Annotated in this window: 9 protein-coding genes; 8 read left to right on the forward strand and 1 reads right to left on the reverse strand. The window is 49.9% G+C overall.

What is annotated here, in order from left to right:
• Nucleotides 1-515: 515 nt before the first annotated feature.
• Nucleotides 516-1,280: a thioesterase II family protein gene (locus EI42_RS19825; RefSeq protein ID WP_111324378.1), complete on the forward strand. Its 765-nt coding sequence runs from the start codon at nt 516-518 to the stop codon at nt 1,278-1,280.
• A gap of 56 nt (nt 1,281-1,336) precedes the next feature.
• Here EI42_RS19825 and EI42_RS19830 read toward each other — a convergent pair whose 3' ends face one another.
• Nucleotides 1,337-3,868 (reverse strand): FkbM family methyltransferase, encoded by a 2,532-nt coding sequence (locus tag EI42_RS19830; protein ID WP_137686435.1) that lies wholly within the window; start codon nt 3,866-3,868, stop codon nt 1,337-1,339.
• Nucleotides 3,869-4,372: 504 nt separating this feature from the next.
• Here EI42_RS19830 and panD point away from each other — a divergent pair.
• The 7 genes from panD (at nt 4,373) to EI42_RS19865 (ending at nt 15,214) form a co-directional block, all read left to right on the forward strand.
• The gene (gene panD, locus EI42_RS19835) at nt 4,373-4,792 is read left to right on the forward strand and encodes an aspartate 1-decarboxylase (protein WP_111324380.1); all 420 of its coding nucleotides are present in this window, start codon (nt 4,373-4,375) and stop codon (nt 4,790-4,792) included.
• Nucleotides 4,793-4,857: 65 nt separating this feature from the next.
• On the forward strand, nt 4,858-6,018 hold the full coding sequence (locus EI42_RS19840) for a hypothetical protein (RefSeq protein ID WP_111324381.1): 1,161 nt from the start codon (nt 4,858-4,860) through the stop codon (nt 6,016-6,018).
• Nucleotides 6,019-6,077: 59 nt separating this feature from the next.
• Nucleotides 6,078-7,628 carry an asparagine synthetase B family protein gene (locus EI42_RS19845; RefSeq protein WP_111324382.1) on the forward strand — a complete coding sequence of 517 codons (1,551 nt, stop codon included), beginning with the start codon at nt 6,078-6,080 and terminating at the stop codon, nt 7,626-7,628.
• A gap of 85 nt (nt 7,629-7,713) precedes the next feature.
• On the forward strand, nt 7,714-10,725 hold the full coding sequence (locus EI42_RS19850; protein WP_428843956.1) for a type I polyketide synthase: 3,012 nt from the start codon (nt 7,714-7,716) through the stop codon (nt 10,723-10,725).
• A gap of 18 nt (nt 10,726-10,743) precedes the next feature.
• Nucleotides 10,744-14,070, forward strand: a complete 3,327-nt coding sequence (locus EI42_RS19855) for a non-ribosomal peptide synthetase (RefSeq protein WP_170142765.1) — start codon at nt 10,744-10,746, stop codon at nt 14,068-14,070.
• An 18-nt stretch (nt 14,071-14,088) separates the two neighbouring features.
• Nucleotides 14,089-14,949, forward strand: a complete 861-nt coding sequence (locus tag EI42_RS19860; protein WP_111324385.1) for a 3-hydroxyacyl-CoA dehydrogenase family protein — start codon at nt 14,089-14,091, stop codon at nt 14,947-14,949.
• Nucleotides 14,950-14,965: 16 nt separating this feature from the next.
• A complete protein-coding gene (locus EI42_RS19865) occupies nt 14,966-15,214 on the forward strand; it encodes a phosphopantetheine-binding protein (protein ID WP_111324386.1) in 249 nt (82 codons plus the stop codon).
• Nucleotides 15,215-15,216 lie beyond the last annotated feature (2 nt).

Consider the following 15,216-nt stretch of genomic DNA (forward strand, 5'->3'; position numbering starts at 1 on the left):
AAATTGTTGTGTTTGCCCCTATCTCCTTTCTGGAGTTAAAAAATCAACTTTTGCTGTAATGACAAGTGACATGCTGAATGGATAATAGTAAAGTACTTTGATGATCTTATATGAAAAAATATTACAAGGCTTTTGTCATATGTTCAATGCTACAAAATTGAGCATTACAATATATTTTTGAAACGTCTGCTATTATCAATAACATATGGTTTCTAGCCTTGTCAAGTGTATATATACCTATTTTGGCAAACAAAGTGATACTTGTGTGAGATGAAGTCTATCTGATGGCAATATTCTTTCAAACGGGAATGAGCAATTTATATAACTTTGCATAGCTGTTTGTATACATCATTTTAAGAGATGAGTACGTTTTACAAGTTTGCAGAACAAGCGTTGCAGACAACGAGAAGTTTCATACTATTCTGTTTATAAAAAACAACTTTCTTCTCCAAAAATAGATGGTAAAATAGTAGTGAAAGGATAGCGAAAGAGACAGAGAAAGAGGAGAAAAAAGCATGTCCGTATCAACAAATACCTGGATTGTCCGTCCACAACCTAACCCTACAGCCAGAGCACGTCTCTTCTGTTTCCCTTATGCGGGTGGTGGAGCCTCGGCATTTCGTACCTGGCCTCAGTACTTGCCTGCCGGGCTAGAGCTATGCGCATTACAGTTACCGGGTCGAGAAAACCGACTTCACGAAGAGCCTTTTACGCATACGACGCCTCTGGTGGAGGCGCTGGCGAAACAGATCATCCCATTTCTGAACAAACCCTTTGCGTTTTTCGGGCATAGCATGGGAGCGCTTATCAGCTTTGAAATGGCCCGCTATCTGCAAAGGCGCAAATTCAATATGCCCAGATTGTTACTCATCTCGGCTCATCGAGCCCCACATCTGCCCTATAAACATATGAAAATCCATAATGCCTCTTTGCAGGCCCTTGAAAAGAGACTTCGAGGCTTGAATGGAACTCCACCTGAAGTGTTTGAGCAGGAAGAGCTTATGACGTTAGTCGCTCCACTGGTCCGTGCTGACTTTGCGATTTGTGAAACGTACCAGTATGAGAAGCAAGAGCCGCTCAAGTGCCCTATATCTGTATTCGGAAGTTTGGATGACGGCGAGGTAAACTATGCTGAATTATGTGCCTGGTATACCGAGACGCCGCATCCAGTCACAATCCGACTCTATGAGGGCGATCATTTCTATCTTCAGAACAAGGTAGAACCATTCCTCGCAGCCGTCACAGAAGATCTGTACCGTTATCTGCCTCTCCGCTTCTAAGAGTTTGGAGCATTCAGAGGGGCTATCAACTCCTCTGAATGTTGTCAAAAGAGCACTCAGGGCCGGCTGGCATAGAGCAGATAAATCACGGAACCCTTATAGAGTTCGTCCTGTTGCACAGTGAGCGTGTAGCCATGCGCTTTCAACAGGTTTGTGATCGTGTCCAGTTGGCCATGAAGGTTATGCACCTCTGCCACAATGGAGTGTATCTTGTTCCAATCCTCGTCGGCGATGCCTCTCAGGACATCGAGCTCACTTTTCTGAACATCGATCTTTAGCAGGTCGATACGCTCAACAGCGTTTTCTTTCATTACCGCCGAGAGAGGATGCAGTTTGCAAACAAATGTCTGGCTTTTCAGGCGCTCCTCGACGAGCTCGCCAGCATAGCGCATCACCTGCTCCATTTCGGGCCGGGCTTGCTGGTACTGGTTCTGGAGAATACTGGTTAATACCTCTTCCTCCTCTGCCCGGTTGGCATAAAAAGACGACATGCCCGTAGAAAAGGGATAAAAAGTGAACTCTGCGGTTCTGGCAGTGTCGGATAGACCAAAGGGGAAAAGGCGGGCATTGACCTTATGGAGAGCTATATTGCGAGAGAGAACCTCAAACGTAGGGGGCGAGGGTTCAAAGGCGTATATCTGGATTCCCCTGTTCAGGGAGTGCAAGAACAGCGTAAACAGACCGATGTTTGCTCCTACATCGAAGACGCAGGCGTTTTGTGGCAATTCAGGTAGATGGCTGGTATAAGCGCGATGGACGAAGATGTCTTCATAGAAATGGTCCGTTTCCGCTTTGTTCTGGTGCATAATCTTCAGCCCATTGGGAAGTTGATAGTGCAGGGCAGGTCCAGTGAAAGCAGCAGGTTGTGCTTCATTATGCTGGTGGTGCTCTCCACGCAGCGCATCGTCCAGCACTCTGGCGAACTGGGCTACCGTTGGGGCTTCAAACAGAGAGCTAAGAGGAAGCTCTACCCCATATGTTTTTTTCAAGGCCTCAAGGATACGGAGAGCGAGCAGGGAATGTCCGCCTAATTCAAAAAAACTGTCATGTATCCCGATGCCATCGATGTGTAGAATCCGTTGCCAGAGCGAAACCAGAGCCTGTTCACGTTCTCCGGAGGGCGGAACATAGTCTGTCGTGAGCCAGGGACGGGTGCGTTTTTGTTTGGGCTTCCGCCTTCGGCTCATTTTTCTTGCTTCGCTCGTTTCCTGTTCGGGAGGCTCAACAGTGGTCCGGAGAAGCTGAGGGAGGGTGTAGTCTGGCTTTTGTTGATAAAACTGATTCCAGTTGAGCGGCACGCCTGTAAGCCAGAGTTTTCCTATCGTGTTGAGGAGAAAAGCCCTGTCATCCAGGTGTTCAAAAGCGGCTCGCATGGTTGGCAAGGTAACGCTCTCCTGTTCGGGGTTCTGCCGGGCCTGGAGTGCCAGGCTACAAAGCGTCTGGCCGGGACCAACTTCCAGTAATGCCATTTCGGGCTGTTTCCAGAGCGCTTGCAGGCCATCTGCGAAGCGCACCGGCTGATGGAGATGTGTAGCCCAATAGCCGGGGTCAGTCGCTTGCTCGGGGGTGATCCAGGTTCCGGTTACATTCGAGAGATAGGGGATACGAGGAGCCTGTAACGTACAGGTGCGTACAACATCTTCAAACTCACTGGCAATTGCTTTCATCATATGTGAATGAAAGGCATGAGCCGTATTCAGCCGAATAGTGACTATATCCCTCTGCTGTAAGAGTCGCTCAAGTTCGGAAACTGCCTCAGAGGGTCCAGCAACAATTGAGAGGGCATCGCCATTTAAAGCCGCAAGGGAAAGGTGGTTGCCCAACAGAGGCGTGATCTCCTGTTCTGAGAGCGGAACTGCCAGCATCGAGCCATGAGGAAGACGCTCTATCAATTGAGCTCGGGCTGCAACCAGCCGAACCGCATCAGGAAAGGAGAACACCCCGGCAAGACAGGCCGCGACATATTCCCCGATACTGTAGCCCAGAAGAGCGTGGGGGTGAATGCCCCATGAGAAGAGAAGTTGGGCTAATGCGTATTCAATGGCAAAAGTTGCCGGCTGTGCCAGGGCAGTTTGATTGAGTCGCGACGTGCTGGCTGTTCGCCGAAGCAACCTGCGTAAATCAAGCTTTTCCTGAGATGGGGTGTGCTCCTGCTGTGTGTCTGTGGGGTAGAGCGTTTCTTTCAACTGGAGCCCAAAAGGGCGAAGCAGCTCATCACTGTCATCGATGTACTTTCTAAAGACTGGCTCTGTGAGATATAATTGCTGACCCATATGCTCATACTGTTCTCCCAGACCCGGAAACAAGAAAGCAATTGGTCTGTGTCTTGTTTGTGGTTCACCTGTAAGGAGCTTCCCGGTATCGTGCAGACGAAGCGTTTCAAGCGCTTCCTGTCGATTATGGCAAACCAATGTTCTCCTTATGCTGTCTTCACCATAGCTGGCGATAAGAGCAGGGGCGACTTCTTCAAGGGCCAGTTCAGCATTTTCCTGAAGCAAAGCAGCAAGCTTTTCCGTCAGTGTATCCAGATCATGGTGAGTTTGAGCAGAAAATGCTAGCAGATACCATCGTTCAGGTGGTTTTATCATCGCTTTCTCCTCCATTCTTCGGACCTTCTTTTTGTTGTGATGCATGCAGAAAACGGGATATATGAGTAGAAAAGGTATTCTCGTGAGAAAGGATAAATAGACAAATTGCATTACAGAGACAGAAGAAATACAAGTTCAATTACAAAATTACTTTACCAATATAACATACTAGTTTGCCGTTTTTCCATTGTTAGCATTGTCAATTGAGACTGTTCCCATAAAGATATATTTTCGTCTTCGGCGAAGATATAGTATAGAGAGGAAGAATTTGGTAATACAGTTGTTTGACATTTGGCATTTCATCATTTTATACTAGTTTAATGAAAGAGGTTATTAAGTAAATGATCATCGAAAACATACCTTGTTATTTGTATTTATATAATACAGAGTAAGCTTAGAATACTATATAGTTAATAAGCTGAAAAAGAAATATCAGGGTATGATAAATGGTGAACTACAAGTAGTACTCGTTTGAAGAATAACGAGGGAAAGGAAGAGCCAGGCATGTTCCGAATGATGTGTCGTGGAAAAATCCATCGTGCAACTGTTACCCAGACGAACGTTAACTATGTAGGCAGTATTACAATTGACCAGGATTTGCTGGATGCGGCAGGGATGGTTCCCTACGAAAGATTACAGGTAGTCAATGTGACGAATGGAGCGAGATTAGAGACATACACTGTTCCCGGAGAGCGGGGGTCTGGTGTCATTTGTTTGAATGGTGCCGCCGCACGCTTGAACAATGAAGGAGATATAGTGTTAATTATCAGTTACGCATTCTGTACTGACGAAGAAATCCGCACGCTTGTTCCTCAACTTGTTTTTGTAGACGAGAATAACCGAATAACCGAAGTGAAGCACGTTCAATTGAGTGAAATGCTTTCGGATAGTTTTGATCCTCTTATTCCATCCACGAACCTGTAAGAAGCGGGGTTCGATCTTTTCTCTCTTCTGCTGTACCGTTTGTAATCAGATACTGGAGCCACACCTTGTCAATACAAATATATACACTCACACATGAGTATGCAGACGTATGGATTGCGGCTGATGGAGAACTGCATACCTGTTATGCCTATGGCGGAACCAGGATGGTTGATCCGTCCAGGAAATCTACACAGATTGAGGATATGCTGAAACGCTTGATGTGGGATGAGAGCCTGTTTAAGAATCGCCTGATCAATGGAGCCTTACGCCGGGGAGTGCTGGACACATTTCAAGATCGTCTGCCGGAGGGGCTGAGTGAAAGTGTTGTTGGTGGAGCACGCTGTATCATCGTGCCCCGAGATCAGGAAACATATACAGTTCTTACCGACCCGCAGCATCCAGCCTTTTATGAAAAGCTTTCTCCTATCTTTGCTGAGATCGGGGCATTTCTCAATGAGCAACAGGGAAGGATCAAGCTCACCCCGGATTTTGGACGGTTTGCCGGTCTTGCTGACCTACTGGCTACCTATACGCCGCATGTCCTCGGTATCCGTTGTCCGGATGGAGGATGCGGAGGAAAGTCTTCTTACTCCAGTACAGGGGTGATAGCTGCTCTTGAGCTTCTGGATATTGCTGATTACACGCAGAAGGCAGTCACCCTGATCGGTGCAGCGGGTGCGATGGGGAGCGATATCACTCGCTATTTCGAGGAAAGAATGTTTGAAGATGTCGTGGTTTGCGATCTGGTGTACGATCAGGCCGAAGCAACCGTCACGGCTCCCTCCTCGTTCGTGCATCTATCCGCGAAGAATCATTGTTTTACTGATGCCTGCTTGCAGCGTGGAGGAACTATTGTCGCCACAACGGTCGGAGAAGAACTTGAAAATTCAAATTGGCAGCTTATTCCTCCTGGAACCAGGCTCTTTCTTGCACATAATCTCGCGATCCCACGAGGGGAGCGCGGACTGCATTTGATGCAGGAGCTTCAGAAACAAGGAGTGCTGGCATTGCCCGGACAGTTACTTACTCTGGGAGGTGCTCTCACCTCGCGAGTTGAGTGGTTCTGGCGGCAATCCAGACCGAAGCAGGCGTTCGATAAGCCACTTGCTCACGCTATCGTGTATGCAGTGGTGCAATTCTTAACCCGCGAGATCCTTGCTACAGCGCAGGAGACGGGCAAAACTCCTTACGAAGCGATGCTTCAGTTTGTCGATGGTGAGCAATAATGCGTTAGAAGCGCTTGCAGCCCTACTACCATTTTTTGCAGGAGAGGAGTCGTTTTTTTATGGGTGGTATTGCCGGTATCATTGATCGTTTGCAGGCTGAACGAACTGTGAGCCTGAAGGAGCAGCTTTTTCATATGCTCCAGGCCATTACCCATCGTGGGGATGAGCAGGCTGCTGGAGAAATGCATATATGCCCGACGGCAGCGCTTGGGTGCAATCGCCTGCTTGTGACTGATGGCGATAAGGTGCCTCAGCCTGTCACTGATGAGGGAGAGCGGCTTGCTGCTGTGCTGGATGGCAGGATCTTTAACTACTCGGCCCTGCGCCAGTCCCTGGAAGGATGTGGTTATGTGTTCCGCACGGAAGCGGAAGCCGAGTTACTGCTGTATGGATATCGAGAATGGGGTGAAGATCTTCCACAGCGCCTTGAAGGGATGTTTGCTTTTCTCATTTACGACAGAGAACAGCATACTTTTCTCGCAGCCCGCGATCATATCGGCATTAAGCCACTCTACTACGTCTATGATGGGGCTTGCTACTTTATCTCTTCGGAGTTGAAGTCTTTGCTGCCCTTAAAGAAAAACATCACGACTCTCTCGCCGGGCCATTACCTGACGGATCATGGTGTTCAGCAATACTTTCATCTATCGGCATCGAAGGTGTCGGAAGATGTAGAAGTGGTCAAAGTCTCTTTACGAGAGGCTTTGACTCACGCGATTGAAAGGCAGCTACCCTCGGACCAGCCCTTTGGAGTTCTGTTCAGCGGAGGCATTGATAGCGCGATCATTTTACATGTTGCCAGAGCGAAAAACAGGGAGGTGGTTGCCTTCTCGACTGGCTTTGCAGGGGCAGCAGATGTCGAGATCGCTCGTCAATACTGCCGGGAGCACAATATCACTCACTTTGTGAGTCAGCTCACGCTGGAAGAGATGGTGCAGGATCTTCCGCAAACGGTCTACTATTGTGAGGTCTTTGAACCAATCAACATTATGGACTCCTGCACTGTGATGCCAACCTTCCGCCTTGCCCGCGCGCAGGGGATCAAGGTGGTGCTCTGTGGTGATGGAAGTGATGAGCTGCTGGCAGGGTATGATCTCTTCCAGACGTATCCTGATCCTCAATACTTGATGGATTATCGTCTGAATAATGAGCATCGAACCGATTTACAGCGGATTGATCGCTGTAGTGCAAGATATGGTATTGAGGCGCGTGTCCCTTTCTTCGACAAAGCATTTATGGAGTTTGCTTATAGCATTCCTTTCGATATGAAGCTGCGGAATGCTGTCCATAAATGGATTTTGCGCGAAGCATTTCGGGATATTTTACCCGATTACATTGTGCATCGGCCCAAAGTTCGGATGCCGGATGGCTCAGGCCTACAGTATCAGCTACTCGATTTTGCGAGCAAGCAGCAAACAAACGTCGATCCCTCGATTCTTGCGCAGTTGTTTATGAGCCCGACAGATGGCGCCTATTTCCTGGAGCACTATCTGAAACATGGCTTCCCTGTGCCAGTTGACCGTTATAAGAAAGCTGGATTAGATTTCTCCCCACACGGTTACTTCGATTTTATTACAGCGGTAAGACAGGAACATGCAAGTGAGTTGTAATGATGGAAGTGCGTCTACAGCGGAAGAAGGAGTATACGAGTTGGTTGATCCCGCAATTCTTGAGCATGGTATTGCGATTGTTGGTATGGCCTGCCGTACCCCTGGCGCTCAGAACATAGATCAATTCTGGCAGCTCCTTCGGGAAGGGAGCCATGCAATCCGCTTCTTTTCTGATGAAGAATTGCTGGCGGCAGGGGAAAAACAGGAACTTCTCCAGAATCCCCGTTATGTAAGAGCGAATGGTGTTCTGGAGGGGGTTGAGCTTTTTGATGCGGCTTTTTTTGGCTACAGTCCAAAAGAAGCTGCAATCACTGATCCACAGCACCGTTTGTTCCTTGAATGCGCTTATGAAGCGCTTGAGCATGCAGGCTACGATTCTGAACGCTACAACGGCCTGATTGGTGTGTATGCCAGTACCTCTATCAGCAGCTACCTGATTACCCATCTGCTTCCTCATCAGGAGAAGTTAGCCCAGACAGGATATTTTTCAGTTTTGCAGGGGAACGATAAAGATTATCTCACAACTCGTGTTTCCTATAAACTGAACCTGCGTGGGCCGAGCTACCTGATTCAATCCGCCTGTTCATCGTCGCTGGTGGCGGTCCATGTTGCCTCACAAGCTTTGCTGGATCACGAGTGTGATATTGCCCTGGCTGGCGGTATTTCTATTCAGGTTCCGCAAGAGCAGGGCTATCTCTATCAGGAAGAGGGTGTGCTGTCGGCAGATGGCTATTGTCGGGCTTTCGATGCGAAGGCAACCGGCACCGTTAAAGGCAATGGTGTAGGTGTTGTTGTCCTGAAGCGAGCGAGCGATGCATTGCAGGATGGAGATATCATTCACGCGATCATTCGGGGCTCTGCTGTGAACAACGATGGAGCTTTCAAAGTCGGGTTTACGGCTCCATCCGTTGAGGGTCAGGCTGCCGTTATTGCCAGTGCTCTTGCCGTCGCTGAGGTTGACGCTGATACTGTGACGTATATGGAGACTCACGGTACCGGGACCGCGATTGGCGATCCGATCGAGATAGAGGCCCTGAACAGAGTGTATAGAGAATATTCAGAGGAGAAAGGCATCTGTGCAATTGGGTCCGTCAAGTCGAATATCGGGCATCTGGATACAGCCTCGGGCATCATCGGCTTGTTGAAAGTAGTGCTTTCTCTCAAGCATAGACAGATTCCGCCAAGCCTGCACTTTGAACATCCCAACCCTCAAATAGATTTTGAGAATAGCCCTTTTTATGTCAACACTTCCCTGGCTGACTGGAAAAGCCCGAAGGCACCGAGACGAGCCGGGGTCAGCTCATTTGGTATCGGGGGAACGAATGCGCATATTCTGCTTGAAGAAGCTCCACCGGTTGCGTCACAGCGTTCCTCGCTCCCCTATCACTTACTGGTATTCTCGGCCCGCACTGCAACAGCGCTGGAAAAGACAACAGAACAATTCATCGCCTGGTGCCAGCAGCCTCAGGAGCTCCCAATAGCAGATATGGCCTATACGCTTCAGGTCGGTCGGCGCGAATTTTCCTACCGTCGCGTTCTGGTGGCTTCTGACCCTCTCGATGCGGCACAGGCCCTCGCGAAACGGGAGCCATCGAGAGTGTTGACCATGTATCAGGATGGGCGAAAGCGGCCGATAGCATTTCTCTATCCTGGCAGCGGTTCACAGTACCTCCATATGGGAGCCGACCTTTATCGTACTCTCCCGGTGTTTCGAGACGCGATGAATCAATGTGTCGATATCTTGAAACCGCTCTCGGGTATCGATTTCCTATCAATTGTGTATCCCTCTCCTGAGCAGCAGGCCAGCCAGCTTCAACAGACGCTGTACAGCCTGCCGGCGCTTTTTATGGTCGAGTATGCCCTGACCCAAACCTGGCTTTCCTGGGGAATAGCGCCATCAGCTCTTATCGGTCATAGTCTCGGGGAGTATGTCGCGGCCTGTGTCTCCGGCGTCTTTTCGCTGGAAGAGGCTTTACGGTTAGTCTGGCTACGGGCGCAATTGCTCGATAGATTACCGGGTGGCGAGATGCTGAGTGTCTCGCTTTCAGCCGAAGAGGTTGCTGAGTTTCTGGACATGCATGTTTCCCTGGCGGCCATTAATGGCCCCTCTTCCTGTGTGCTTTCGGGAACCAGGGAGGCTATCGCACAACTGGTAGCGCTGTTGGATGAAGAGGAAGTTGATTACCTTCGGATTCCTGTTGATGTTGCCGGTCACTCACCGCATGTAGAAGAGATCCTTGATGCATTTCGAGATGGCGTCAAACAGTGTGAGCTGCATGCGCCGCAAGTACCCTTTATCTCAAATGTCACAGGCACCTGGATTACCGAAGAGGAGGCCACTGACCCTGAGTATTGGGTGCGCCATCTGCGCCATACAGTCCAGTTCTCAGCGGGTATTCGTGAGCTATTGAAGGATCCTTTCCTCTTATTGCTGGAAGTTGGTCCGGGCAATACGTTAAGTATTCATGCAAAGCTACAGGCCGCCCCCGAACGCTTCGCAGCTATCATTCCTTCTATGCGACATGGTCTGGAGAAACAAACAGATGTGTATATGCTCTTACAGGCCCTGGGCAAGCTCTGGCTGGCCGGCGCTGCAATTGATCTGGCGCAGGTCTATCATCCAGAAAAACGAAGGCGTGTGCCCTTACCAACATATCCATTTGAGCGACAGCGTTATTGGATTGATCCACCAGAGCGTGGCTTTTCTCCTGCACTGGCGAGCCAGCAGAGCAATGAGGTGCAGGAATATGCTGCCCCTCTAACGACCTATGAACGTCCGGCTCTAACCAGTCTGTATAAGCCGCCTTCCAATGAAATTGAGCAGAATATCTGTGATATATGGCAGCATCTGCTAGAGGTCAAGCAGATCGGTATTCACGACAACTTCTTTGAACTGGGTGGCAATTCTCTGCTCGCTACGCAAGTAGTAACCCGTTTACGGGAACTCTTCTCTGTTGAGCTGCCTTTACGCAGTGTTTTTGAGACGCTAACCATCGCAAAGCTAGCCGAGCTTGTCGAAGAAAAAATGATTGAGAGTCTGGAAAGCTTGCCTGAGGATGACCTATCAGAAGAGACAATCCAGGGATTATTCTCATAGGAAAACAGGAGAATGGATATGGATGCCCGGTCAGATAGCGCCAGGAGCACCGAAGAGAAACGTCTGCTGGTACAGCAGCTCCTTCAGAAGAAACGGGAAGGTATCCGTTTTTTCCCGCTTTCCTTTGCGCAACAGCGGCTCTGGTTTCTTGAACAACTGATGCCCGGCCAGCAGCTTTATAATGTGCTGACCGGGGTACAGCTCAAAGGCAGGGTTGATGTCTCGGCGCTGGAGCGCAGCTTTCAGACCATTATCCAGCGGCACGAGACCCTGAGAACAACCTTTACCCTGTTGAACGATCAGCCAGTACAGGTCATTATGCCCACGCTGGATTTTCATCTTCTTCAGGAGGATGTGAGCACTCTTCCCGCTGAAGAGCGCGAGCAACAGGTACAGCAGTCTATTGAGCGCGAAAAAAAGCATGTCTTTTCGCTGGATAAGGGACCTCTGCTACGGGCCGTTTTGCTCTCTCTTGCGGACGAACGTTGGCTTCTGCTGCTCAATATGCACCATATTGTTACTGATGGGTGGTCTATGGGGGTGCTTGTGCAGGAACTGGTGACCTGTTACAGCGCTTTTGTCCAGGGGGTGACGCCTGAGCTCCCCACACTTTCCGCTCAATATGCTGATTTTGCTCGGTGGCAACGCTCGCAGTTGCAGAAAGAACGCCTGGAACAGCTCCTTGCATACTGGCGAAAGCAGCTCGACGGAAGTACGCCGCTCGAATTGCCGACAACCTATCCCCGGCCCGCAGAATTGACCTATCACGGAAGCACGCTCTCTTTTACGCTTGCCCCCGCGCTTTGTCGAGCTCTGGAAACTCTCAGTATACAAGAAGAAGCCACTCTCTATATGACGTTGCTGGCGGCTTTTCAAATGCTCCTGGCTCGTTATACGGGACAGCGCGATATCGCGGTAGGAACCCCGATTGCAAACCGGACGCGTTACGAGCTAGAAGGACTCATTGGTATCTTTATCAATAGTCTGGTTATCCGGTGCAACCTGCCCGCGAACCCTTCTTATCGTGAGGTGCTTCAGCAGGTCAAAACTGCTACCACTGAAGCATATGCTCATCAAGATGTCCCTTTTGAAAAGCTTGTTGAGGAGCTACAGCCAGATCGTACCCTGAATCGGAGCCCGCTCTTCCAGGTAATCTTTACGCTGCAAAATGCGCCAACTGCGACCGTCAGCCTGCCAGGGGTTTCCGTAACGCCGTTGGAAATAGAGCACGATATCACCCGGTACGATCTCGAATTCAACCTGCGCCAGCATGGTCATGAGCTTGAGGGTTTGGTTGTCTATAGCACAGATCTCTTCAGTGCGGCATTCGTGCAGCAGATGATCGCACACTTTCAGAATATCCTGGCGTGTATTCTGGAAAACCCTGATATACGGCTCTCTGAGCTTGCGTTATTGAGCGAGCAGGAACGAGAGCGCCTTTGCAAGCAATGGAGTGCAGGAGAAGCCTGTGAACTGGATCCGTCCTTTTTTCAGGCCACGTTTGAGGCCTTCGCTGCACAGCAGCCAGATAAACCCGCGCTGGTGTGGGGGGAGAAACGCATCACCTATCGGGAGTTAAATGAGCGGGCAAACCAGTTGGCGCATTCCTTGATGAGAGCAGGAATCGGCCCCGAGGTCGCAACGGGAGTCTGTCTTGAGCGCTCACCCTGGCAGGTTATCGCCTTTCTGGCTATATTGAAGGCCGGGGGGATCTTTGTGCCCCTTGATCCTACCTATCCCCGCGAACGTCTGGCATTTATTCTGACCGACGCTCATATCTCTGTGCTGCTCACTCAGGAGCATCTGAAAGCGATCTTCTCTTTGTCAGATCCAGTGACTGTGATCGCCCTTGACCAGAGTCATACGCGGCTTGAAATGGAGCCGCGAACCAATCCTTTGCCCCATCTTTCGCCTGAGAATATCGCCTATATCATCTATACCTCGGGCTCAACCGGTAAGCCGAAAGGAGTCATGATTCCGCACCGGGGGCTTCTCAACGTGTTGGAAGCGCAGAAGCAGATATTCGGCCTCTCATCCAATGACCGTATCTTGCAATTCTCCTCGTTCAGTTTTGATATGTTTATTGCAGAGTGCCTGATGTCATTTGGCTGCGGGGCAACCCTCCACATGCTGGAAGCCCCAAGCGCGCTGTTGCTTGGCCCGACGTTGGCAGAGATGCTCTTTCAACAACGGATCACCGTTGCCGCACTGGCTCCCTCGGCTCTGGCTACACTTCCGCTGGCTGAGTTGCCCGATTTACGCGTTATTGCAACCACAGGAGAAGCCTGTCAGGCAACACTAGTGCAACAATGGGGCGAAAAGCATCACTTCTACAATGCATATGGACCAACCGAGGGAAGCATTTTTGTCTCCATTGGACAATGTGTCCCCGGAGAGACTGACCCCCTTCCAATTGGAAGACCTATACTGAACGTGCGGGCTTATCTTCTGGATACTTATGGCTATCCTGTTCCTGCTGGAGTACCCGGAGAGATCTGTATTGGCGGGCCCGGGGTTGCACGTGGCTATGTTCATCGACCCGAGCTTACAGCAGAGTACTTCATTCCCGACCCATTCAGTGGCGAGCCAGGGGCACGTCTCTATAGGACTGGAGACCTGGCCCGCTATCGACAGGATGGCACGCTTGAGTTTCTGGGACGCGTCGATTTTCAGGTCAAGATTCGCGGCTTTCGGATTGAGCCCGGCGAAATCGAAACGGTACTGGAGCAGCATCCTGATATCGCGAGGGCGGTTGTTGTCGCTCAAGAGCAGGAACAGGGAGATAAGCGGCTTGTCGCCTATATTGTTGCCAGGAAGGAATGCAGCCAACTGGATAGCGGAGCATTGCGGCAGCATGTTCAGGCACAATTACCTGATTATATGGTCCCATCAGCCTTTTTTGTGCTTGATACGCTTCCATTGACACCAACAGGAAAAATTGACCGGCAAAGGCTCCCGCGAATGGACAAAGTGCAGGTGCAAACACAAAGGGAGTATATTGCACCGGGAAACAATCTGGAACTCATGCTTGCTCACCACTGGGAGGAAGTGCTTGGTGTAGAGCGGGTGAGTATTCGCGACAATTTTTTTGAGCTCGGTGGCCACTCCCTGCTGATGACACGGCTCCATAACAGACTTCAGCAGGTGCTTCAGCAGGAGATTCGCCTGTTGGATCTGTTTAAGTACCCGACAATCCAGGCCTTTGCACAATTTCTCGACTCTCAGAAACGACAGACAGGGAAGGCTCTGCTCCAACAAAGCGCCCGAAGAGCAGAGGCCCGTTTACAGGCTCAGCGTCAGCGCAGGCAGGGGCGTGAACAGAGACGAGCGACAAAGATGCAATAAGAATACAGGAGGATACTTGTGACTATTGAACTGGTTGGAGTTATTGGAGCCGGAGTGATGGGGTGTGGGGTAGCACAGAATCTGGCACAGGCAGGATTAAAAGTGATTCTGGTTGATATCTCCGAAGCACAGCTTCAGCATGCCCAACAGACCATTGTCCGATCTCTTCGCCTCGCGCGCATGCTTCAGAAAACAGCTTTCTCCGGAACAGTGAACGACTGTATGGAGCGTATCAGCCTGACTACGGAGTATGAGGCGCTTCAACAGGTAGAGTTCCTCATTGAGAACATAACAGAGAAATGGGAGATGAAGAAAAGCATCTATCCCGAAATTGATCGTATCTGTCCCGCATCCTGTGTTTTCGCGGTCAATACTTCCGCCATATCGATTACGCGCCTTGCCTCTTTGACGAACCGCGCAGATCGAGTGATCGGAACTCATTTTATGAACCCGGTCCCCTTGAAGCAGACCGTTGAGGTTATTCGCGGTTACCATACCAGCGAGGAGACTCTTCAGATCACGCAGGAACTGTTACAGTCTCTGGGGAAAAAGTGGGTTGTTGTTCAGGATATGCCGGGGTTTGTCTCAAATCGTGTTTTGATGCTTACCATCAATGAAGCAATCTTTCTGCTTCAGGATCAGGTGGCGAGTCCTGAGGATATCGACCGGATTTTTAAAGAATGCTTTGGCCATCCGATGGGACCTCTAGAGACAGCAGATTTGATCGGCCTGGATACTATTCTCTACTCTATAGAGGTCCTCTACGAAGCCTACAACGATAGCAAGTATCGGCCCTGTCCTCTCTTGAAGAAAATGGTTGATGCAGGTCTCTACGGCCGGAAAAATGGACGAGGTTTCTATACCTATACCGCGAATTAAACCAGGAGAGTGCTTCATGGAAACAATAAAAGAGAAAATACGCTTGTTTTTGCACAGGCATGTAGCTCAAGCGGGACTGGATGACGATCAGGATATCTTTGCGCAGGGCTTTGTAAACTCTCTCTTTGCCATGCAGCTTGTGCTATTCGTGGAGAAAGAATTCGAGATCAGTATTGAAGATGACGATCTGGATATTGATAATTTCCGCTCCGTGAATGCCATCGCACAATTGGTGGCGCGTAAAAAAGCGCATATTCAGGGCTGAGC

Source organism: Thermosporothrix hazakensis, assembly GCF_003253565.1.
Taxonomy (GTDB): Bacteria; Chloroflexota; Ktedonobacteria; order Ktedonobacterales; family Ktedonobacteraceae; genus Thermosporothrix; species Thermosporothrix hazakensis.

Bases quoted from the DNA above. Each gene is read 5' to 3' on its own strand.
- EI42_RS19825 (WP_111324378.1), top strand. From the start codon at position 516: ATGTCCGTATCAACAAATACCTGGATTGTCCGTCCACAACCTAACCCT.
- EI42_RS19830 (WP_137686435.1), bottom strand. From the start codon at position 3,868: ATGATAAAACCACCTGAACGATGGTATCTGCTAGCATTTTCTGCTCAA.
- panD (WP_111324380.1), top strand. From the start codon at position 4,373: ATGTTCCGAATGATGTGTCGTGGAAAAATCCATCGTGCAACTGTTACC.
- EI42_RS19845 (WP_111324382.1), top strand. From the start codon at position 6,078: ATGGGTGGTATTGCCGGTATCATTGATCGTTTGCAGGCTGAACGAACT.
- EI42_RS19850 (WP_428843956.1), top strand. From the start codon at position 7,714: ATGGCCTGCCGTACCCCTGGCGCTCAGAACATAGATCAATTCTGGCAG.
- EI42_RS19855 (WP_170142765.1), top strand. From the start codon at position 10,744: ATGGATGCCCGGTCAGATAGCGCCAGGAGCACCGAAGAGAAACGTCTG.
- EI42_RS19865 (WP_111324386.1), top strand. From the start codon at position 14,966: ATGGAAACAATAAAAGAGAAAATACGCTTGTTTTTGCACAGGCATGTA.